This is a genomic window from Catenulispora sp. GP43 (assembly GCF_041260665.1).
In the GTDB taxonomy this organism is placed as follows: Bacteria; Actinomycetota; Actinomycetes; order Streptomycetales; family Catenulisporaceae; genus Catenulispora.
Map to the genome: position 1 here is coordinate 208633 of NZ_JBGCCT010000002.1, position 19912 is coordinate 228544.

The 19912-nt window shown below is 69.4% G+C and carries 17 protein-coding genes; 8 read left to right on the forward strand and 9 right to left on the reverse strand.

Annotation, left to right across the window (positions count from 1 at the left end):
* Positions 1-12: 12 nt before the first annotated feature.
* Positions 13-918 (reverse strand): IPT/TIG domain-containing protein, encoded by a 906-nt coding sequence (locus ABH926_RS04590; RefSeq protein ID WP_370364067.1) that lies wholly within the window; start codon positions 916-918, stop codon positions 13-15.
* Between the two features lie 262 nt (positions 919-1180).
* Here ABH926_RS04590 and ABH926_RS04595 point away from each other — a divergent pair, with 262 nt between their 5' ends.
* The gene (locus ABH926_RS04595; protein WP_370364068.1) at positions 1181-1585 is read left to right on the forward strand and encodes a hypothetical protein; all 405 of its coding nucleotides are present in this window, start codon (positions 1181-1183) and stop codon (positions 1583-1585) included.
* A 557-nt stretch (positions 1586-2142) separates the two neighbouring features.
* Here the strand turns inward: ABH926_RS04595 and ABH926_RS04600 are convergent.
* Positions 2143-2649: a YegP family protein gene (locus tag ABH926_RS04600; protein ID WP_370364069.1), complete on the reverse strand. Its 507-nt coding sequence runs from the start codon at positions 2647-2649 to the stop codon at positions 2143-2145.
* An 86-nt stretch (positions 2650-2735) separates the two neighbouring features.
* On the opposite strand from ABH926_RS04600, the gene ABH926_RS04605 reads away from it, so the two are divergent.
* Complete coding sequence (locus ABH926_RS04605) at positions 2736-3539, forward strand: YidB family protein (RefSeq protein WP_370364070.1); 804 nt, start codon at positions 2736-2738, stop codon at positions 3537-3539.
* Between the two features lie 838 nt (positions 3540-4377).
* Here the strand turns inward: ABH926_RS04605 and ABH926_RS04610 are convergent.
* The 4 genes from ABH926_RS04610 to ABH926_RS04625 all read right to left on the reverse strand — a co-directional run bounded on the left by ABH926_RS04610 (position 4378) and on the right by ABH926_RS04625 (position 11484).
* Positions 4378-7500, reverse strand: coding sequence for a discoidin domain-containing protein (locus ABH926_RS04610; protein ID WP_370364071.1), 3123 nt, complete (start codon positions 7498-7500; stop codon positions 4378-4380).
* A 297-nt stretch (positions 7501-7797) separates the two neighbouring features.
* Positions 7798-8841 (reverse strand): ABC transporter permease, encoded by a 1044-nt coding sequence (locus ABH926_RS04615; RefSeq protein WP_370364559.1) that lies wholly within the window; start codon positions 8839-8841, stop codon positions 7798-7800.
* On the reverse strand, positions 8841-10436 hold the full coding sequence (locus tag ABH926_RS04620; protein ID WP_370364072.1) for a sugar ABC transporter ATP-binding protein: 1596 nt from the start codon (positions 10434-10436) through the stop codon (positions 8841-8843). The genes ABH926_RS04615 and ABH926_RS04620 overlap by 1 nt, the downstream gene beginning before the upstream one ends.
* A 7-nt stretch (positions 10437-10443) precedes the next feature.
* Positions 10444-11484, reverse strand: a complete 1041-nt coding sequence (locus ABH926_RS04625) for a substrate-binding domain-containing protein (protein WP_370364073.1) — start codon at positions 11482-11484, stop codon at positions 10444-10446.
* A gap of 315 nt (positions 11485-11799) precedes the next feature.
* On the opposite strand from ABH926_RS04625, the gene ABH926_RS04630 reads away from it, so the two are divergent.
* The 6 genes from ABH926_RS04630 to ABH926_RS04655 are packed head-to-tail and all read left to right on the forward strand — an operon-like array spanning position 11800 to position 16901.
* Positions 11800-12567: an SDR family NAD(P)-dependent oxidoreductase gene (locus ABH926_RS04630; RefSeq protein WP_370364074.1), complete on the forward strand. Its 768-nt coding sequence runs from the start codon at positions 11800-11802 to the stop codon at positions 12565-12567.
* Between the two features lie 48 nt (positions 12568-12615).
* On the forward strand, positions 12616-13332 hold the full coding sequence (locus tag ABH926_RS04635) for a FadR/GntR family transcriptional regulator (RefSeq protein ID WP_370364075.1): 717 nt from the start codon (positions 12616-12618) through the stop codon (positions 13330-13332).
* On the forward strand, positions 13329-14474 hold the full coding sequence (gene dgoD, locus ABH926_RS04640; RefSeq protein WP_370364076.1) for a galactonate dehydratase: 1146 nt from the start codon (positions 13329-13331) through the stop codon (positions 14472-14474). Before ABH926_RS04635 ends, dgoD begins: the two co-directional genes overlap by 4 nt.
* On the forward strand, positions 14468-15301 hold the full coding sequence (locus ABH926_RS04645) for a hypothetical protein (RefSeq protein WP_370364077.1): 834 nt from the start codon (positions 14468-14470) through the stop codon (positions 15299-15301). The genes dgoD and ABH926_RS04645 overlap by 7 nt, the downstream gene beginning before the upstream one ends.
* Positions 15302-15321: 20 nt before the next feature.
* Positions 15322-15948 carry a bifunctional 4-hydroxy-2-oxoglutarate aldolase/2-dehydro-3-deoxy-phosphogluconate aldolase gene (locus tag ABH926_RS04650; RefSeq protein ID WP_370364078.1) on the forward strand — a complete coding sequence of 209 codons (627 nt, stop codon included), beginning with the start codon at positions 15322-15324 and terminating at the stop codon, positions 15946-15948.
* Positions 15945-16901, forward strand: a complete 957-nt coding sequence (locus ABH926_RS04655) for a sugar kinase (protein ID WP_370364079.1) — start codon at positions 15945-15947, stop codon at positions 16899-16901. Before ABH926_RS04650 ends, ABH926_RS04655 begins: the two co-directional genes overlap by 4 nt.
* 898 nt (positions 16902-17799) lie before the next feature.
* On the opposite strand, the gene ABH926_RS04660 is transcribed toward ABH926_RS04655, so the two are convergent.
* From ABH926_RS04660 to ABH926_RS04670, 3 genes are read right to left on the reverse strand one after another with little or no spacing between them, the layout of a single operon-like run.
* Positions 17800-18393 (reverse strand): hypothetical protein, encoded by a 594-nt coding sequence (locus tag ABH926_RS04660; protein WP_370364080.1) that lies wholly within the window; start codon positions 18391-18393, stop codon positions 17800-17802.
* Between the two features lie 52 nt (positions 18394-18445).
* Positions 18446-18754 carry a transposase gene (locus tag ABH926_RS04665; RefSeq protein ID WP_370364081.1) on the reverse strand — a complete coding sequence of 103 codons (309 nt, stop codon included), beginning with the start codon at positions 18752-18754 and terminating at the stop codon, positions 18446-18448.
* Entirely contained in the window at positions 18751-19845 is a 1095-nt protein-coding gene (locus ABH926_RS04670) for an ISL3 family transposase (RefSeq protein WP_370364082.1), read from the reverse strand. Before ABH926_RS04670 ends, ABH926_RS04665 begins: the two co-directional genes overlap by 4 nt.
* Positions 19846-19912 lie beyond the last annotated feature (67 nt).

A 19912-nucleotide genomic window follows, 5' to 3' on the forward strand; every position in this document is an offset into this window, starting at 1 on the left:
CCGAAAGGGATGTCAGATGCTGGGGCCGCTTTCGTAGGTGTAGCCACCTTGTAAAGAGAACGAGCCACCGGGCGATGCGACGATGACGTCGGCGGGCCCCACCGCTTCCGCGGGCGCGATCGCTGCGATCTCGGTGTCGGAGATGACGGTGAACGCGGCGTTCTGACCGCCGGCATGCACGGCGTTGGGACCGAAGACCACCTGTTCGGTCGATGCGAGGTCAGTGCCGGTGATGGTGACGGTGTTGCCGCCCGAAGCCGGCCCTGAAGCGGGAACGAGGGCAGTCATGACGGGGTTGGCGAGGTAGGCGTAGCTGATGCCGTCAGCGCTGCCGCCACCGGTGACCACGACGATCGACACAGTGCCGGTACTGCTCGCTCGCGGCACGGTGGCAGTGAGGGTGCTATCGGTGACGCCGGTGATCGTGCCCGGGTTGGCTGCGAACATCACCGCACTCGCGGTGGCTAGATTGATGCCGGTGATGGTGACGGTGTTGCCGCCGCCGAACGGCCCTGAAGCCGGGCTCACCGCGGTGACCGTGGGCGCGCCGATGTAGAAGAACGGCGCCGGGTTGCTCTCGCCTCCCGGGGTCGTGACGGTCACGTTGACCGCGCCCGCTCCCGCGGGTGAGACGGCGGTGATCTCGGTAGGAGAAACGTTGGTGACGTCAGTGGCCGCAGCGGTACCGAAGCGTACCGCGGTAGCCCCCGTCAGGTTGGTTCCCGTGATGGTGACCGCGGTGCCGCCGGCGGTTGTACCGCTGTCAGGGGAGATTGGCATCGGAAGCTCCTTTTCATGGTTGATCGTTCCCGCGTAGGCGCGGGTGAGATCGGCAGCCGAACCCCGGTCAGGACCGGCACACCACACAAAGGCGGGGCGGCAGCATACGAACCGTCGTATGACGGGGGGACGCAGCACGGATCCACCCGCACCAGGCGGGTTCCCGGTGGCACCGAGCGGCGGACCGTTCCTCCACCAGGGCGCCCGATGCGCCTGGGGGCTGGACCACCGGGTAGGACCAGGCCGTGCCGGCTGCCGCTCCCCCGGGAGGTGGGCGGCCCACCGGTTCGGCTACTATCAGTAACCTGCGCAGGTCAGCGCACTGCAATAGTCCTGACGCAATGCCACTCCTTCGTGCGAAGCGCGCGGGTGGCGGGGTTTGATCTCGACGCGAAAAGAGATGGATCTTCTGCTGCTGGCCGCGCTCGTGCTGGGCGGCCTGGCCCGCCTGGTCAACCTGGGGCCGGAGGCGACCACCGACCACACAACCGTCAAAGCTCCGTCCCGTCGGGACTGGACCGCCGAGGGCGCAGCCGTGTTCGCGGACCTGTCCGCACGGCTCGGCCGCCGCCCGTCCGCCCGCGAGTTCCAACAAGAACTGGCCGTCGATACCAGGACCCTGATTTTTTCCGAAGGCCGGCTGGCGACAGGATCCCGACCACCTTCGATCACTGCCGCAAACCGCGTCCGCGCGGCCCTGGAAGCCGTCTCGCAGGCGGACTGCGGCCACGTCAAAGCCGAACGGGACAGCAGCGCCCAACCCTCCTCAGGCGGCCGAGGCGTCCAAGCCCATCCCGCCCCCTGACCGAGGACGTTCAGGCATCCACGACCCCGTGGAAAGCAGCGAGTGTGTCGCCGAACAGAGCGCTCCTCCCGGTGGCCGTCGTCGCGGCCGCCGTGTCCCTCGCCACGACATGGTCCACCGCTCGGCTCGCGGTCCGCCACTGCATCTCCGTCCACGCCGTCGGCCACGGCACCTGTGAACGACACGGCCTGTCTGGGCGCTGTGGTGGGCCCATGCCGTTGGCCCCGGCCACCGGTACGCGCCGTTAGCTGGTGCACGAGTGCGTCGACCGCCCCGCCCACGGGCCATAAGATGCCGGTCTCCGGATTCCTCACCCGGGTACAGCAGTCTGCAGCGTCCGGGCCGACCCGCAGGCGAGAGCATCGGCCAGCCCTGCGGCGCTCGATCGCAGCCGCTGCGACCCCGACGGCCGGGGCAGAGTTGGCCGCCGCCCTCACCCGTACATCGGGCACCACCCGAAGGCGTGGGAGAAGCCGCGATTGGCCTCGACTCGAGGGCCTCGGACCTGGTCGGGTTCGAGGCCCTCGAGTCATGTCTTCCGCAACCCGAGGCCGTCATCAGCGCGATCGTGCCATCGTCCGTTTCGCAGCGGTCGTGGTGCGCTTCACGGTGGAGCCGACCGTCTTCGCGGTGGCGCGCGGCCGTGTACTGGATATCGCGACACGCGGCTTGACCCCGGTCCGCTTGAGCGTCGTCTGCTTGGCCGGAGCCTTCCCGTTCTTGGCTACGGTCTTGCTCGTTGCACGCTTGACCGTGCTCTTCGACTTGGCCGGCTTGACGGTGGCCCTCTTGGCGGTTGTCGTCCTGCCTGCGCGTTTGGCCGGCGCCTTGGTCGCAGTGCGCTTGCCGGTGGTCGTGGTCGCGACCGTCCTGCTGGCGGACGTGGTCGGTTTCTCAGTCTTGTCCTCGATTGCCTTGACCGCAGTCTGGATCAGCGTGATCCCGTTCATCGCGGCGCGCTTGCTGCTGTAGGCGACGGATTTGGCGATTGCCGCCCCGTTTCCCGCGACCATGTCGAAGCTGAACTTGCCCGCGCGTTTTCGGAGCACGAATGTAGCCGGCATTTGCTGCCTCCTTGCGTATGGGACCAGCCCTCGGCCGGTCTTCATCCAAAACGAACGGTCCCATTCCGTCCTGGTTTGCGCACCAAATGGCAGCCACTTCGCGGGGCGGTGATTCGTTTTCTGCCGATACTGGACGGTCGAACCCGCTGAGCCGGCGTTGCACCGGTCGAGAGCGATGGGGCGGCATTCCCTTTGATACGCAACGACTCTCGGGCCTGACTCAGCAGGCTGCGAGACCGCTGCGGGGACACACGCCGACGCCTTTCGGGTCAACCGCGTTAGGCGTCGGGGGCGTTCATTCGTTTGGACGAATCGACGGCAAGGCGATCTGGCACGGCCGCAGGCTCATTGATGCCGGGGCGTTCGCGGGTCAGCGCGGGCCCACCAGGCGGATCCGGCCCGCAGCGCCATCGCTCGGATGGCTGTCTGCGCAAGCGTGTCGTGCGGTGTTGTCCCAGGCTCGTGCAGGGGCACTCACAGAAAGCAGAGGCGTCATGAGCGAGATGGGTCAGCAGAGCGGGATCGGCAAGACGATCAACCAGGTGAAGAAGACCGTCGGCGGCGACATCGGCGGCATGTTCAACAAGCTCAAGAACAGCAGCATCTCCGAACAATTCCAGTCCTGGATCGGGAAGGGCGAGAACAAGCCCGTCACCCCCGAGCAGGTCACGCAGGCGCTGGGCAACGAGCAGCTCGCCAAGATCGCAGACCAGACCGGGGTGACCCCGGAGCAGGCCGCGCGGAACATCTCACAGAAACTGCCCACGCTGGTGGACAAGATGACACCTGACGGCCAGCTCCCGGACCAGCCCGTCCTGTCCGGCATGGCCGCCGGTGGCGGTAACGCAGCCAGCAAGGCAGGCATGGGAGACCGCCGCTCGTCCATGTAGGCGACATCCGCTGCCCGGTGTCTAGCCCTCAGGGGGCCGACACCGGGCAGCGTGGAGGCTGGCCCCATCCCGCCACTCACATACCCTGGTGGTCAGGCGGATGGCGCTCAGTGAGCGCGCCGATGGCGCAACCTGTGGCACCGGTTCCCCAGCGGTGCGAAACGACCACGTGCCGCTGCTCGTCGGCGCTCCACCCGCGCGAAGCGCATATAGACGTCGGACGTCATGCGGTGCGCGGTATGACGGCGACGACGGTCTTGCCGGCGCCGGGCACAGCGAACACCAGCGGCGGCCTGCCGCACAGCGCCGTCACGATCGCCGGCCCACGCCCCGAGCCAGCCTCCGAAGATCCGCGTCGCGGCTCCCACCAGATCCCAGGTGTAGCCGTGCTCGCAGGTCCGGTCCAGATGCACCTGGAACTGCACGATCTGCGCCGACGGCAGCGCGATCAGTTGCTCACGCAGGAACCCGAGCCGTTCGGAACTCGACGATCTGAGCAGGCAGATTCTGAACCCCGCCGGGGTTCACGACCATTCGGCACCTGCTCCGGCCCCGATCACCGGCTACGCAGGCCGCTGTCTGGACGGCTCGGGAAGCGGAGCCACGTCGCGAAAACGGCACCGCCGACAGCGCCGGAATCCAGCTCCACACCTGCGACGGCACCGGCGCCCAGCTGTTCGTCTGGACCTGCACGGACAACGAGAACCAGCGGTGGCTTCTGCTGGCATGACCACTCGACGGTGGTCGGCTCGATCGAACCGACCACCGCCTCGCCGCCGGCTGCCAGTCCAGCCCGTTCAGCGCCGCCTTGGTTCAGGACTGGTTCGGGGTGCCGACGTCAGCAACAATGCGGCCTCGGGTGTGCGCGCTCCTGGCACGACCGGGGCCCTGACGCTGTCCCCTGCCGCTTGGGTGGGCAGGTGACAGCTCGGGCATCCGAGGAGCTAGGTGCAGCAGCCGCAGGCGAGCTGTTGGCGTCGAGCGTGAGCGTGCTGTCAAGCTGCTGCCACGCCCCACCACTTCTGGTGTAGTACCACTGCCACAGGTGGTTGTCGGTGCCTTGGGCGTAGACGTTGACGCGGGAGCCGCTTTCGGCCGCCGCGAGTCCGCCGCCGGTCACGTTCTGGCTCCCCAGGCTGGCCCAGCTGCCGGACCAGCCGGCGGCCGTCGTCCACTGCTTCTCGTAGACGTTGTCGGCACCCTGGTTGGCCTGGGTGATGAACACATCGACCTGGCCGGGGCCGGCACTGGCCGCGGCGGGTGCGCCGGTGAGCGTGCCTCCCAGGCCGGTCCAGCCGGTCCAGGTGTTGTTCACCAGGCTGCGCTGGTAGAGGGCGTTGTCGGTGCCGCGGACGAACAGGTCGATCCGGTTCAGGGACGCGACCGCGGACGGGGTGCCAGTGAAGGTGGAGCCGGTCGGGCCGCCGAGGCTCTTCCAGCCACCCCAAGCCAGCCCTGGGGTAATGATGCCTCCGCCGGTTCCGTTGGAGACCTGCTCGTAAGTGTTCTGCCACAAGGCGCCGTCGGTACCCTGGGCGAACACGTCGATGCGGTCCTGGCCGAGGCTGGCGGCGGTGGGGCTGGTGGCCACGCTGCCGCCGAGGTTGACCCAGCCAGTCCAGCCGGGAAAGCCGCTTCCGGTATCGCCGGTGTAAGTGTTCTCCCAGACGTGGTTGTCGCCGCCGCGGACGAAGACGTCGGTGCCCGACGGGGAGGAGACGACCGCCGGCGAGCCCTGGAAGGATCCCGGTCCGGTCGAGCCGGCCACGCCCAGGGACAGCGGACTCCAGGACGACCAGCTGCTGCCGTTCCACGTCCTCTGCTGGAGGTTGCCCGAGGAGTCGCGCACGAAGACGGTCTCCGGGCGCTGCTCGCCCGCGCCGGTGATCTGTAGCAGCACGGACTGGTGGCTGGCCAGGGTGAGCGACAGCGATTCGGAAGTGTTGAACGCGGAGGTGTCGTCGGTGCCGCTGTACAGCTCCTTGACCGAGCTCGGCGTGCCCATCAGGTCCGTGCCGGACAAAGTGAAGTTGTAGGTCGTGCTGGACGCGCCGGTGTTGAGCACCAGCACGGCCCGGCTGCCGGAGGCGGACAGCTTCTTCGACCACACCTGGACTGTCCCGGTGTCGATGATCTTCTGGGCCTGGCTGGACGCGGAGTCCTGGTCGACGGCGATGACGGCGGAGTTGCCGATGATGCCGAGCGTGGTGGAGTCGATGTCCGCCAGGTCGGTCTCGACCCGCAGCGGCGCGGACTGGATGGCCCACATGCCGAAGTAGGACTGCTTCTCGTTCGTGGTGAGGTTGCCGCCGAAGCCGGTGCCGAGCAGCAGGTAGTCCGGGTCGTTGTGCTGGCCGGGCCCGGCGTTGCTCGGGTGGTCGTTCAGCGCGAAGTTATTCGTGACCTGCGACCAGTTGATCTTCGTCATTCCGGCGGTGAGGTCCCCGCCGTAGCTGCCGGTGATGTCGTTGCCGGTGCGCCAGGTGCTGCCCGCGGCACCGCCCCACATCCAGGGGCCGTCGGGGTCCTCGGCGCCCCACTCGCAAATCTCCAGCGACATCGGGTGTGACACGCCGCCCGAGGTGGTAGCGCTGCTCAGGTGCGAACCCCAGGCGAGGTAGTCGGACTGCGCGGTGGGGTACCCGGCGTCGCCGCCGCAGTGGTCGATCTTCGCGTAGTCGAAGCCCCAGTTCGCGAACTGCGTGGTGTCGGCCGACTCGTGGCCGCCGCTGCCCCACTGCCCACCGCAGCCGGTCGAACCGGTGTCGGTGTAGATGCCGGCCCGCAGGCCCTGGCTGTGGACGTGTGCGGTGAGCTGGTTCATCGACAGGTAGGTGCCGGCGGCCTCGCCCTGGACCGTGCCGCCGGAGCCGGTGCCGGTCCCGAAGGCTCCGCCGGTGGCGACCAGGCGGACGTAGCGGGCCAGCTGCGCGGGCAGGTTGACGGTACCCCCCGGGGCGCCGGTGGCGACCTGGTGGTAGGTGACACCGTCGGTGCTCGCGTCGACTGCGAAACCAGTGACCGTTTCACCGCTTTGACTCTGGTACGACACTGCGTCGACCGGAACCGGAACTGTGTCCCCGACTCCGTCTGAGACCCCGAGATCGTAGGTCACCGAGCTGCCGCCCGTGGCGACCGTCGAGCTCGCCGCCGTCTTGACGACGTCGGGCATCACCTCCACCGCGGAGGCGAAGCCGCCGTCTCCGGCGGTCGCCTCCAGCCTGACGTAGCGCGCGGAGGTCGCCGGGAACTTGGCGATCTTGGTGGTGGAGTCGTTCGCCCAGGTCCCGCCGGAGACCACCTTCGTGTACGTGGCGCCGTCGGTGCTGGTGTAGACGTTGTAGGCGGTGATGATCCCGTTGGTACTGCTGTCGCTGCGCGGCACGTAGGTCACGGCGTCCACGGTGTGCGCCGCTCGCATGTCAAGCGTGATGGACTGCGGGTTCGACGCCGAGACCGGGCTGACCGGCTGGCCGCTGGAGTTCCAAGCGGTGTGCCACATCGTCCCCGGGTCGCCGTCGTGTGCCGCGTCAGCGCTGAAACCGGGCTGGGCGCTGGTCGCGGTGGCTTTGATGGGTGCGGTGAAGAAGTGCACCCCCGGCACGATCCCGTCGGCGTCGCGGGCGTTCGGGCTCTGCGACTGCAGCCACCAGCCGCCGTCGATGCCGACGTCGGTGTAGCCCAGGGACTTCAGGCTCGCGCCGCCCAGCCCGGACTGCGGGGCCGCCATCGCGTCCGCCTCGGCGGCGAGGTTGTCGGCGGTGACGCCGTTGGCGAAGAAATACCACGAGTTGAACCCCATCGGCGGTGTCGTCGACACTCCCGAGGGCACGAGCGCGGCGGCCGGCGATGCCGAGACACCGCACATCGTGGCCGCGATGCCGGCCACCAGAGCCAGCACGCCCACGCCCGCGCGGCGCCGCCGCCGCCGACGGAACGTGCCGGATTTCGAACCGTGCATTGAGACCCTCCACTCCGCTGGCCGGCCCTCGATCACACGGGGGCTGGCCGCTGTCCTGGTTTCGTCCGAACCGGTTCCCAGCTGCCGCCCGACGACGGCGCCGGACGGCTTTGCACGCCGTCCTCGGTGCAGCATTCTGCGCAGTCCCGTGTCGGCCGTCAAGATAAATTCATAATTAATTAACAGTCGGTCGAGATGGCCACTGACCTGCGTGAAGGCAGGCCGAAGCGGCGCCCGGGACATGGTCCCGGACGCCGGTCGCGCCGCCCGCCCACCCTCGAAGGCCGGCGCCGCGTATCAGGCGGGCAGCCCCACCGCCCGCTCGCGGGACCGCCGCTGCTGGAGCACGACCGCGACGACCAACAGGCCGCCCTGGGCGATGTTCTGCCAGAACGCGTTGATGCCCTGGACGGTCAGACCGTTCTGCAGCGCGCCGAGCAGCGCGACGGCCAACAGCGTGCCGCCGACGCCGCCCTTGCCGCCTTTCAGCGCACAGCCGCCGAGCGCCGCGGCGGTGATGGACTGCAGCTCCAGGCCCTCACTGCCGGAGACCGGCTGCCCGGAGCCCGTGCGCGCGGTCAGCAGGATGCCGGCGACCGCGGCGATCATTCCGGACAGGGCGTAGACCGCGATGATGTACCGGTTGAGGTTGATGCCGGCCAGGCGGGCGGCGGTGTCGTTGCCGCCGATGGCGTAGATGTTCCGGCCTATGTCCGTGTACTTCAGAAGCACATGGACCGCGGCGGCGACCACGAGCAGCAGCCACACCATGGCCGGCAGGCCGGCGATCTTGCCGCGGGCCAGGAAGATGAAGACGCTGTCGTTGAGGACGTAGCCCTGCGCCCGGCCGTTGGAAATCAGCTCGGCCAGGCCCTTGTAGGCGGCCAGGCCGGCCAGCGTCGCGATGACCGCGTTGACCCGTCCGTAGACGATGATGGCGCCGTTGAACAAGCCGATGACGGCGCCCAGCGCGATGGCGGCGCCCATGCCCAGCAGCGCGTTCGAGCCCATGGAGGTGAAGACCATGGCGCTGGTGACCGAGGCCAGACCTGCCTGGGAGCCCACGGAGATGTCCAGGGCGCCGCAGATGATGACGACGGTCTGCACCACGGCCAGCAGGCCGGAGATGGTCACGGCCTCGGCGATGACCTGGATGTTCTCCCAGCTCAGGTAGTCGGGGTTGAGCGAGCCGAACAGGGCCAGGACCAGCACCAGCGCGCCGATCAGGCCGATGCTCTGGCCGCCGAGCCGGACGCGGACGCCCCAGGCGCGGCCCGGCGGCTTCGTGCCGTTCCGCCGTTGGTCTTCGGCCTCGCGGCCGGGAGCGGACGTGGTGGTCATCATGAACCTCCGGGCGCGGAGCCGGTGCCGGGGCGCGCCGTGCGGCGGCCCGCCGTCGTGGTGGGAGTGGGGTCGAGATCGTCGGCCATCGCCAGCGCGAGGATCGCCTCCTCGGAGGTCGCGGCCCGGTCCAGGGATCCGGCGACGCGGCCGTTCTGCATGACCAGGATCCGGTCGGCGAGCCCGAGCACTTCGGGTAGTTCGGAGGAGATGACAAGGATCGCTGTTCCGGCGCGGGCCAACTCGGCGATGATGTGGTAGATCTCCGTCTTGACGCCGACGTCGACCCCCCGGGTGGGCTCGTCCAGGATCAGCAGGGCCGGTCCCCGGGCGAGCCAGCGGGCCAGGACGACCTTCTGCTGGTTGCCCCCGGACAGGGTCCTGACTTCGGTCTCCAGGGACGGGGCCCGGACCCGCAGCCGATCGGTGTACTGCTGGACGAGGGCTTTCTCCTGGCCCTTCTTGACGATGCGGGCGCACCGCAGCCGGTCCAGGCTCACCAGCGAGGTGTTGTCGCGGATGCTCCGCTGGGCGAACAGGGCCTGGGCCTTGCGCTCCTCCGGCGCGAGCCCGATGCCGGCCCGGATGGCGTCGCGGGGCCTGCGAAGGCGCAGGACGCGGCCGTTCAGCTTGACCTTCCCCGATCGGATCGGCGCGTCGCCGGCCAGGGCCAGGGCGAGCTCGGAACGTCCGGCGCCGATGAGGCCGGCCAGGGCCACGACCTCGCCGGAGCGGACTGTCAGGTTCACGGCGTGGACGGCGTCGGTGGTGAGGTCCTCGACTTCCAGGACGACCCGGTCGGTGACGACGTTCTGCCGCACGAAAAGCGAGGACAGGTCGCGACCCACCATGAGGCGCACCAAGGTGCCCTCGTCGGCGGCGGCCGCGTCGCGGACGTCGACGAGTTCGCCGTCGCGCAGCACGGCGATCTGGTCGGCGAGCTCGAACACCTCCTTCATGCGGTGCGACACGTATATGACCGCGATGCCGTCGTCGCGCAGTCTGCGAATCAGCGTGAACAGGGCATCCACTTCATGTTCGGACAAGGAGGAGGTGGGCTCGTCGAACGCCACCGCGCGCGGCGGCGTGCGGCCGGTCAGCGCCCGCATGATCTCCACGATCTGGCGCTGCGCCGGCGTGAGTTGTGCGCCGATCAGGTCTGGATTCAGGGCTTTCGCGAACCCGAACCGCTCCAGCGCCGCGGCGGCCTGGCGACGCAGGGCCGCGCGGTCGAAGCCGCGGGGGCCGCGACGCGGCAGCGATCCGGCGTAGATGTTCTCGGCCACCGAGACGTGCGGGATGATCTCGGGTTCCTGCGGGATCAAGCGGATCCCGGCCCGGCGGGCATCCTGCGGGGAGCCCAGATCGAGGACCTCGCCGTCGAGCAGGACCCGGCCCGCGGTGGGGCGGTGGTCGCCGGTGAGGATCTTCAACAGAGTCGACTTGCCGGCGCCGTTCTCGCCCATCAGGGCGGTGATGCGGCCGGCCGGGAAGTGCACGGAGACGTCGGTCAGGGCCTGAACGCCACCGAAGCGCTTGGAGACGGCTTCGGCGGCGAGCCCGGCGGACGTCGTGACGGTCTGAGGGCTGGTCATGGTCGGGTCAGCTGCACACCAGACCGGCGGACTGCCAGCTGGTGGGGTCGACCATCTTGGTGGGGGCGAAGGCCTCCTGCGGCAACGCCTTGCCGTTCTTGAGCTTGTCGTACATGGTCTGCACGGCCAGTGCGCCGATGTCCTTGCCGTTGATGAACAGGGCGGCCTTCATGCCGGAGGGCTGGCCGGACTTCCAGTCCTTGCAGGCCAGGTAGGCGCCCAAGCCCACGCCGATGATGTTGTCCGGGGACACGCCGGTGTTCTGCAGGGCCGTGACACCGCCCTGGACGTTCTCGTCGTTGCATCCCCAGATCACCCAGTGCTTGACGCCGGGGTTGGCGGTGACCGTGGCGGCGACCTTGTCCTGGGCGCCGGTCGGGGTGTTGTCGGTGGCCACGTCGATGTTCGCCACGCTCGCACCCGCGGCGGTGGCGAAGGCGCTCTTGGCCGCGTTGACGCGGTCGGTGCACACGGTGACGTCCTGCTCCCAGGCCGAGATGGTGCGGGTGTCGGCGGCGCTCCAGCCGGACTTGGCGAACAGCTGTCCGGCCTCCTGGCCGACCGCGGCACCCATCTGCTGGCCGCTGAACCCGATGCGCGGGAGCAGGTCGGTCGCGGCACACTTGGACGGGTCGGGGCCGGTGGCGCACACCTGGTCGTCCGAGCTGATGATCGACACGCCGGCGCTCTTGGCCGTGGAGATGACCTGCGGGCCCACCGCCGGGTCCGGCGGCACGATGATCAGGCCGCTGCTCTTCTGGGCTATCGCCGCCTGCACGTCGCTGACCGTCTGGTTCGCGTCGTTACCGAGGTTGACCACGGTCAGCTTGACGCCGAGAGCGGCGGCCTTGGCCTTGGCTCCGTCGGCCTCGTCGACGAAGTACTGCTGGTCGCCCTGCTTCTGCAGGTAGGTCAGGGAGATCTGGCCGCCTGCCGGCGCGGGGGCCGCGGCGGCGGTGGAGGACTTGCCGGTCGAGCACGCTGTGGCGGCCAGCACCACCGCGACGCCCAGGATCGCGGCGGCGCCGCGGGTGCGTGAGCTGTTCATGTCCGACTCCAGGGAGATGACGAGGTTCCTCGCCTCATGGATCCGCCTCGCCCGATTTTCCACGAGATAGGCAGGAATATGATGTGGTCAACCCGATGCGTTGATTCGTACTCCGGCCGTGACGGACCTGTGATCTTCCGCTTGCCGGCGACGATCGGGTTGTCTTCCGGCGCCCGTTCGGGCGTTTCCCCGCGGTCTTGCCACTGCGACCGGTCGCGTCGGCGACGTGTCGTCGCAGCTCTCGAACCCTAAGAGCGGGCTCTCGGAGCTGTCAAGATTATTGCATAAATAATTATCAGAGCCTATCGTTGAGCCGTGAACGAGCAGAGGAGTCACCGGTTCGCCGGTCGGGTCGCGGTGATCACCGGCGCGGCGAGCGGGATCGGTGCGGCGACAGCACGGCGGCTGGCCGCCGAGGGCGCGGCCGTCGTGGTGGTGGACATCGCCGACGAGGAAGCCCGCGAGGTGGTGCGCGACATCGGGTTCGCCGCGGGCCGGGCCGAGTACTGGCCGGGCGACGTGTCCTCGGCGGCGATGTGGGAGGCGTTGGCTTCGCACGTACGTGAGCGGTATGGCCGCCTGGATGTATTGCACAGCAACGCGTTCACGGTCGTCGTGAAGGCGGCGCACGCGCTGACCGAGGAGGAGTGGGACGGCCAGATGGCCGTCACGCTGAAGGCCTCGTGGCTCGGCATGCGCGCCTTCGCCTCGCTGCTGACCGAACACGAAGGCTGCCTGGTCCTGACCTCCTCGGTCCACGCGCTGATCGGCCTGCCCGGTCATCCGGCATACGCCGCGGCCAAGGGGGCGCTGTGCGCGCTGGGCCGGCAGCTCGCCGTGGAGTACGGACCGCGGGTCCGGGTCAACACCGTGGTCCCCGGGCCGATCATGACGGCGGCCTGGGACCGCGTCGAGCAGGACGCCCGCGCGGCGAGCGTCGCCGAGACCGTGGCCAAGCGATTCGGACGGCCGGAAGAGGTGGCCGCCGCGGTGGCGTTCCTGGCTTCGGCGGACGCCTCCTACATCACCGGAACGACGCTGGTAGTGGACGGCGGATGGTCAGTGGTCAAATCATCCTCCTGACTGACACCACCATCCACGCCGCGAACCGGCGCGAACGAAAGGCCCTTCATGAACACCACGGCGCGAGGACTGCACGGACAGGCCGTCGAGGCGATCGGCGAGCGCATCGTGCGCGGAGTCTACGCCCCAGGCCAGTCGCTGTACCCCGACAAGATCGAGGCCGAACTCGGCGTCAGCAAGACCGTGGTCCGCGAAGCGCTTCGAGTGCTGGCGTCCAAGGGGCTCATCGACTCCAGGCAGAAACGCGGCACCTTCATCAGGCCCCGCGCCGACTGGAACCTGCTCGACGCGGATCTGCTGCGCTGGCAGGGCATGGGCGTACCGGATGAGGGCTTCCTGGAGAACCTGGCCGAGGTCCGCGCCATCGTCGAGCCAGCCGGCGCCCGCTTGGCCGCCGCCCGCCGCACCGAGCAGGACCTGGCGGCGTTGGAGGAGGCGCTGGCGGCGATGGCCGCCGCCGAAGGCGACGTCGAAGCGAACGTCGAAGCCGACCTGCTGTTCCACCGGGCGCTGCTGGCCGCGGCGAACAACGAACTGCTCACCCGGATGGAAGTCGTGATCGAGGCCGGGCTGCGCGTGCGCGACCGGTTCGTCCACGGCGCCGAACACGCCGATGACGCCGTACCCGCCCACCGCTCCGTCCTCGACGCGGTACGCGCCCAGGACCCCGACGCGGCAGCGCGAGCCGTCGAGGATCTGCTCGCCAAGGCCACCGCCGACCTGCGGACCGTGATATCCCGCACGCACCCGAAAGAGTCCGGATGAAGATCACATCGCTGGAGACATTCCTGATCGCCCCCCGGTGGTTGTTCCTGCGCGTCGCGACCGACGAGGGCATCACCGGATGGGGCGAGCCGGTGGTGGAGGGCCGGGCCGAGACCGTCCGCGCCGCGATCCACGAACTCGCCGACTACCTCGTCGGCGAGGACCCGCTGCGCATCGAGCACCACTGGCAGGTGCTCACCAAGGGCGGGTTCTACCGCGGCGGCCCGGTGCTGTCCTCGGCGGTGGCCGGAATCGACCAGGCGCTGTGGGACCTGGCCGGCAAGGCCTACGGCGCGCCGGTCCACCAACTGCTCGGCGGCCCGGTGCGGGACCGCGCCCGCGTCTACGCCTGGATCGGCGGCGACCGGCCGACCGAGGTGGCCGAACTGGCCGCCGCCCAGGCCGAGGCCGGGTTCAGCGCGGTGAAGATGAACGGCTCCGCCCAGATGCGGCACATCGACACCCCCGCGCAGGCCGAGGCGGTCGTCGAGCGGGTCGCCGCGGTCCGCGCGGTCCTCGGTCCAGACCGCGACGTCGTGGTCGACTTCCACGGCCGGATGTCCACGGCCATGTCACGCCGTCTGCTTCCAATGCTCGAACCCTTGCAACCGCTGTTCGTCGAGGAACCGGTCCTCCCCGAGTACTCGCGTGACCTGCGCAGCCTCGTCGAATGCTCCAGCGTCCCGCTGGCGGTCGGCGAGCGGCTGTTCTCCCGCTGGGATTTCCGCGACGTGCTCACCACCGGCATAGCGGTCGCCCAACCGGACCTGTCGCACGCCGGCGGCATCTCGGAGGTGCGACGCATCGCCGCCGCCGCCGAGACCCACGACGTGGCCGTGGCCCCACACTGCCCCCTCGGCCCGCTCGCCCTGGCCGCCAGCCTGCAACTGGCGTTCGCGACACCCAACTTCCTGATCCAGGAACAGAGCCTGGGATTGCACTACAACCGCGGCAACGAGATGTTCGACTACCTGGCCGACCCCGAGCCGCTGCGCGTCCGCGAAGGCCATATCGAGCGCTTCACCGGGCCGGGGCTGGGCATCGAGATCGACGAGGCGGCGGTGCGCCGTGCGGCCGAAGTCGGCCACCGGTGGCGCAACCCCGTCTGGCAGCACGCGGACGGGTCGTTCGCAGAATGGTGACCGTCCAGCAGCCGGCCGTCGAGTTCGACGCCGAGCGCGGCGGGCGCTGGACGTCACTGCGCGCGGGCGGCAGGGAATGGCTGTGGCGGCGCCCCGATCCGGCGCGCCGGACGGTGCGCCCCGGCGACGCCTTCGTCGACGTCGGCGGCGTGGAGGAATGCGTTCCCACGATTCGGGGGCTCCCCGACCACGGCGACGCATGGTCCCGGCCCTGGCGGGCGCACAGCGGTCGCACCATGGTGCAATGTCCTGACTTCGAGCTGGACCGCCGGATCATCGCCGGGCCCGCGGCGCTGCACCTCGTCTACACACTGCGCGCCGAACCCGGCTACCGGTTCCTGTGGGCGGCGCACGCCCTGCTCGACCTGTCTGAGCAAGCTGTGTTGTCCGCGCCCGAGGGCACACCGACCCGCCTGTTCCCCGAAGCCGCGGGACTTCTGACCGACACCTGGCCCAGCTCAGCGCCGTACGTCACCGGCAACTGGCCCGAACCCCGCGGACTGCGCCTGGACCGCCTCGGTCCCGACGACGGTACCGCGGTCGGCGCGGTCCTGGTCGGTTGCGACGCGATCGGAGTCGCGGACGGTCCCGACGTTCTGAACCTCCGCTTGTACGCGGAACCCGATGTGCCCGTCTCGATCGCACTATGGCGCAATATGGGCGGTTTCCCACACTCCGCGCCGTATCGCAGCGTCGGTGTCGAGCCCATGCTCGGCAGCGTCTTCGACCTTGCCGACGCCGGGCCGCACGACGCCGCCGTCGTGCCACCGACCGGAGAACTGCGGTGGGCACTACAAATCACCGCGGCCCGCCGCCACGAACACTGATCCCCGAGAGACACGAAGCCATGGATGTCACCGCACTCCCCCACCGGACCCTCGCCATCGTTCGCGGCTCCGACCCGACGGCTGCTTTGCGCACCATCCTGATCCTCGCCGAGGAGGGACTGACCGCCAGCGAGGTGTCCCTGACGACCCCGAACGCGCTCTGGGTGATCGAACAGGCCCGGCGCGAACTCGGCCCCGACGCCCTGCTCGGCGCCGGCACCGTCGTCACAGCGGCCGACGCGGCGCGAGCCGCCGACGCCGGAGCCGCCTTCCTGGTCACCCCCGGACTCGGCCCGGACCTGCGCGAGGCTGGCCCGCCCGGACTGCCGACGTTCGTCGGCGCCCTGACACCCGGCGAGGTGATCGGGGCCCTGGCCTACGGCGCCACCGCGGTCAAGGTCTTCCCCGCCTCCCTCGGCGGACCACCGTATCTCAAGGCGCTGAGGGATCCGTTCCCGACTGTGCCGTTCGTCCCGGTCGGCGGAGTGGACGCCGACGGCGCAGCCGCCTACCTCGCCGGCGGCGCGGCCGCCGTGGGGGTCGGTTCGCCGCTGATCGGCGATGCCGCGTCCGGCGGCGGCCACGACGGCCTGCGCGCCCGCGCCGCGGCTTGGCGGCTGCGCATGGCCGAGGCGGTGGCCGCGTGACCACGCCGGACGTCGTCACCATCGGCGAGACCATGGCGGCGCTGCGCGCCACCGGTCCGGTCCGGCTCGGCGCACCGATGAACCTCTCCGTCGCCGGAGCCGAATCCACCGTCGCCATCGGCCTGGCCCGTCTCGGGCACCGCTCGTGCTGGATCGGGCGGGTCGGCGACGACGAGTTCGGCGCCTTGGTTCTCCGAACCCTGCTCGCCGAAGGAGTCGACGTCAGCCACGCCCACATCGACGGCGAAGGCCGACCCACCGGCCTGCTGGCACGCGAAAGACGTATAGGCGGCCTGATCCAGGTCTCCTACTACCGTGGCGGGTCGGCGGGATCAGCCCTGTGCCCCGAGGACGTGCTGCCCGCCTTGTCGCCCGGAGTCCGCCTTCTGCATCTGACCGGGATCACCCCGGCGCTGAGCCCGACCTGTGCCGAAGCCGCCTTGGCCGCGGCCCGTGAAGCACGCGAACTCGGCATCACCGTCAGCCTGGATGTGAACTACCGCTCCAGATTGTGGTCAGCGCAGCGCGCACGGGAAACGCTGCTGCCCCTGACCCGCCTGGCCGACATCCTGATCGCCTCCGCCGACGAACTGCACCTGGTCTGCGCGGATCCCGTGCTGGAAGAGAAGGCCCTGGTAGACGCGCTCCTGACCGAAGGCACCCGCGAACTCGTGCTCACTCGCGGCGGCAACGGGGCCGACGTGTTCACCACCGCGGCCAGCGCCCACGCCGAGGCGCACCAGGTGCCCGTGGTCGACGTGGTCGGCGCGGGCGACGCCTTCGTCGCCGGCTATCTGTCGGGCCTCCTGGACGGCCTGGACCTCGACCGGCGGCTCCGTCGCGCAGTGGCCGCCGGCGCCTTCGCCGTCGCCGCCGAAGGCGACTGGGAGGGCCTGCCCACCCGGGACAGCCTCGCACTGCTCGACCATCCGTCCGGCACCACCCTCCGCTGACCAGGAACGAGCCGCGGAGACCCGCGATCAGCACCATCCCCGCCGAGGCGGTCGAGATCTGGGCCGAGGGCGGGTTCGCATTCGCCGAAGGCGCCCGCTGGGCCGGCGGCGGCCTCGTCTTCGTCGGCGTCCTCTCCGGACGCCTGTTCGAGATCCCGGCCGAACCCGGTGACGACGGCCGGCGCCGCGCACGCGTATCGCCGGTCTGAAGCTTCCGCGCGGCGCGGTCGCCCCGCTCGAAGGGACCATCGGAGACTGGATCGTCGCGGCCGGGCCCGGCATCACCCGGCTCGGGCGAGCCACCGCGGTGGATCGCCCGCCAAAGCCCTGCTGCTGTCGGCGCCGGCCACTGCTCCGGGGCACTCGTTCAGCCGCAGCGGCGTCAGCATCGTCAACGGCGGCCACGTCGGCCTGTTCCGCTACGCACGTATCTTTCAGCGCAACGACAAAGCAGAACTGCCGGTGCGCGTGGCCTGTATCACCGACATGGATCCTGCCTCGGACGCGGCCGGCGAAGACATGCGCAAGAAGCTGAAGCAGTGGAGTGACCTGTGTCCTTGCCGAGAACCTCATCCATGCTGGTCCGGCCGCCTATCCAGATCATGGTGACGGCAATTGACCGGCGGTGGGATCGTGAGTTCTCGTGTGCCTGCGCTTCGCCTACGTCCTGGCCGTCTTGCAGCGCCAACTCGCCGCGGCAGGAAGACGTCCGCGACCTGACTGGGCCGATCGCGCGATCATCGCGCTGCTGCTCGGTCTAGCACCCAAAGCGTGCCGCGCTGGACTACGTCTGTTCGTTACCCCGGATACCATCCTGGCTCATCAATCTTGGGTGTGGCATCAAGTAGCTGATCATCTACGTGCTGGTCCTGGGATGGGTGCAGCTTTCTGGGGCCGCTTACCCCATGCTCTGGGCGATGACAAGGATGACGACCGTGTCTGTCGATCGTCTCTCGACGATGATGTTGCCGGATGACGCCCCGTCCCACTGGTAGACCGCGGATCCCTCTGTGGAGTCCTCGCTCCAGTCTGGACCGAGCCCTTGCACGAATGACTGGGGTCGGCCGGTGTCAGCCGTCACCTCGTCCGCGGTCTTTGCCGTCGGCACAGCGGCAAGCGTCTTCAGAAGGGTCGCCGTGTCTGGCGCCGGGACGGAGAAACGTAAGAACAGCGTGTCGGGGCCGTTGAATGAGTTGTCGTCGCTGTAGTAGCGCACATCGCTGGACGTCGGCGGTAGTGGGATGCGGTAGTACTGCACAGCCCCTGTCAGGGTGCCGGTTGCCGAATTGGTCCAGCCGGACGAACACTCGTTGCGGTGGTAGGAGTGTGGATCGGTTCGCGTGGGGTCCTCGGGCCAGCATGGCGCCACCGCCTGACGTGTGGCATAGCCGGCTGCGCTCAACGCCAGGACGACCGCCAGCGCCCAGAAACAGCCTCGGCCGCGCCGCCCTGCTGGGCTTTGCGCTTCAGGAACCGTCCTTGGCTCAGCCATGACGCGATCCTTGCAGCGCGAGCGTCCGGGATGTGCCGGGGGTCGCTTTTCTTCACACGTTCCTTCGCGGCTGGCTGTGACGGCCGCTAGTGCGTCGGCTGAGGTGCCCTCGGGCGCGGCGGGTGGTGGCGCAGCGGGCGCGCAGGCGCTGGTTTGCGGGGTTGCGGTAGCCGAACGCGCTGCGGGCGTCAGTCTTGATCAGGCGGTTGACGCCTTCGGAGGCGGCGTTGGTGACGCCCGTGGTGATCGCGACGAGGATCTGCGGCCACCAGGTGGAAACGGTGTTCGCGAGACGTTCCATCTCTGGCAGGCCGGAGGCGGCGGCGGATTCGTAGAAGCGGACGAGCAGCCCGCGGATCATGGCGCGGTCGGGCCGGTGCCGTGCAGCGCGAGGAGGTCCATCAGGTCCTCCTTCACATTCCAGGCGGCCAGGATCGGGACGCCGATCTTCTTCGGCAGCGCCATCAGGTCTTCCACCATCGGATCTAGGTGGTCGGCGTGCATCCGCGCGGCTGAGCGGGTCAGCCGGTTCCTCAACTCCCACTCGCGGTTGCCCTTCCGGCCGCGTCGGCCGCGTTGTTGCACGGTGACCCGGCGACGGACCTCGGTCAGCGCGGTGTTCGCCAGCTGGGCGACATGAAAGCGGTCCACCACCAAGATGGCGTGCGGCAGGCTGTCGCGGATGGCGGCCTTGAACACGCTGCACATGTCGATCGCCACGACCCGCACCCCGGCCCGCCACTGCTGGCTCTGATTCTCAATCCAGGCGCTGACGCTGGCCGCGGTGCGGCCCTCGACCTGTCCCAGGAGCCCGGCTCCGCCGGACAGGTCGCAAAAGCCGACATGCCACCGGTCGGCCAGCACTTCCCAGACCTCGCCGCCGTCCGGGCCTGCCACCAGGCGGAACTTCGCCTTGCCGCGGCGGGTCTCATCAATGCCCAGATGCTCTACGGCCGGGACCGTCTTCGGCAGCGCCGCCTCGGCGGCAACAGCGAACGCGGCCTGCACCACTGGCCAGGAGACCTCGTGATCTCGCGCGGACTGGATCACCGTGCGACCGCCATCTGCCACCGCGGACCCGGCTGACGCGCGAAGACGGCTGGTCAATCGGGTCCTTGCCGGGATCGTCGGCAGCGCCTCGGTGAACGACCGGCGAGGGCACCGGGAGTTCTCGCAGGCCCACCGGCGCTTCGTCCACCGCAACTGCGTCGGCCGACCGGCCAGCGGCAGATCCCGGGGCCTGGTGGTCACCAGGCCCAGCGACCGCGACGAACGGACTCCGCATTCTGGGCAACACCGCGCTGCATCACACGCCGTGACCAGCGCCAGCATCGGAATCCCGGTCTCGTCCATCTCGGCCGAGACGACCTTCACCCCGTCCAGCCCAAGCAGCAGCGTTGCCGTATCGTCGTTCAAGCCCGTGACCCTTCGCCGACTATCCTTGCTTCGCATCTCGGATGATCACAGAAGGTCACGGGCGTTGCGTATTCATCAAGGCCCTGATGCCACGGTCAAGATT

What these genes read in the sequence shown, in the direction of transcription:
- ABH926_RS04595 (WP_370364068.1), top strand. Translation starts at nt 1,181, where the DNA reads ATGGATCTTCTGCTGCTGGCCGCGCTCGTGCTGGGCGGCCTGGCCCGC.
- ABH926_RS04600 (WP_370364069.1), bottom strand. Translation starts at nt 2,649, where the DNA reads ATGCCGGCTACATTCGTGCTCCGAAAACGCGCGGGCAAGTTCAGCTTC.
- ABH926_RS04605 (WP_370364070.1), top strand. Translation starts at nt 2,736, where the DNA reads ATGGCAGCCACTTCGCGGGGCGGTGATTCGTTTTCTGCCGATACTGGA.
- ABH926_RS04610 (WP_370364071.1), bottom strand. Translation starts at nt 7,500, where the DNA reads ATGCACGGTTCGAAATCCGGCACGTTCCGTCGGCGGCGGCGGCGCCGC.
- ABH926_RS04615 (WP_370364559.1), bottom strand. Translation starts at nt 8,841, where the DNA reads ATGACCACCACGTCCGCTCCCGGCCGCGAGGCCGAAGACCAACGGCGG.
- ABH926_RS04620 (WP_370364072.1), bottom strand. Translation starts at nt 10,436, where the DNA reads ATGACCAGCCCTCAGACCGTCACGACGTCCGCCGGGCTCGCCGCCGAA.
- ABH926_RS04625 (WP_370364073.1), bottom strand. Translation starts at nt 11,484, where the DNA reads ATGAACAGCTCACGCACCCGCGGCGCCGCCGCGATCCTGGGCGTCGCG.
- ABH926_RS04635 (WP_370364075.1), top strand. Translation starts at nt 12,616, where the DNA reads ATGAACACCACGGCGCGAGGACTGCACGGACAGGCCGTCGAGGCGATC.
- dgoD (WP_370364076.1), top strand. Translation starts at nt 13,329, where the DNA reads ATGAAGATCACATCGCTGGAGACATTCCTGATCGCCCCCCGGTGGTTG.
- ABH926_RS04645 (WP_370364077.1), top strand. Translation starts at nt 14,468, where the DNA reads ATGGTGACCGTCCAGCAGCCGGCCGTCGAGTTCGACGCCGAGCGCGGC.
- ABH926_RS04650 (WP_370364078.1), top strand. Translation starts at nt 15,322, where the DNA reads ATGGATGTCACCGCACTCCCCCACCGGACCCTCGCCATCGTTCGCGGC.
- ABH926_RS04660 (WP_370364080.1), bottom strand. Translation starts at nt 18,393, where the DNA reads ATGGCTGAGCCAAGGACGGTTCCTGAAGCGCAAAGCCCAGCAGGGCGG.
- ABH926_RS04665 (WP_370364081.1), bottom strand. Translation starts at nt 18,754, where the DNA reads ATGATCCGCGGGCTGCTCGTCCGCTTCTACGAATCCGCCGCCGCCTCC.
- ABH926_RS04670 (WP_370364082.1), bottom strand. Translation starts at nt 19,845, where the DNA reads ATGCGAAGCAAGGATAGTCGGCGAAGGGTCACGGGCTTGAACGACGAT.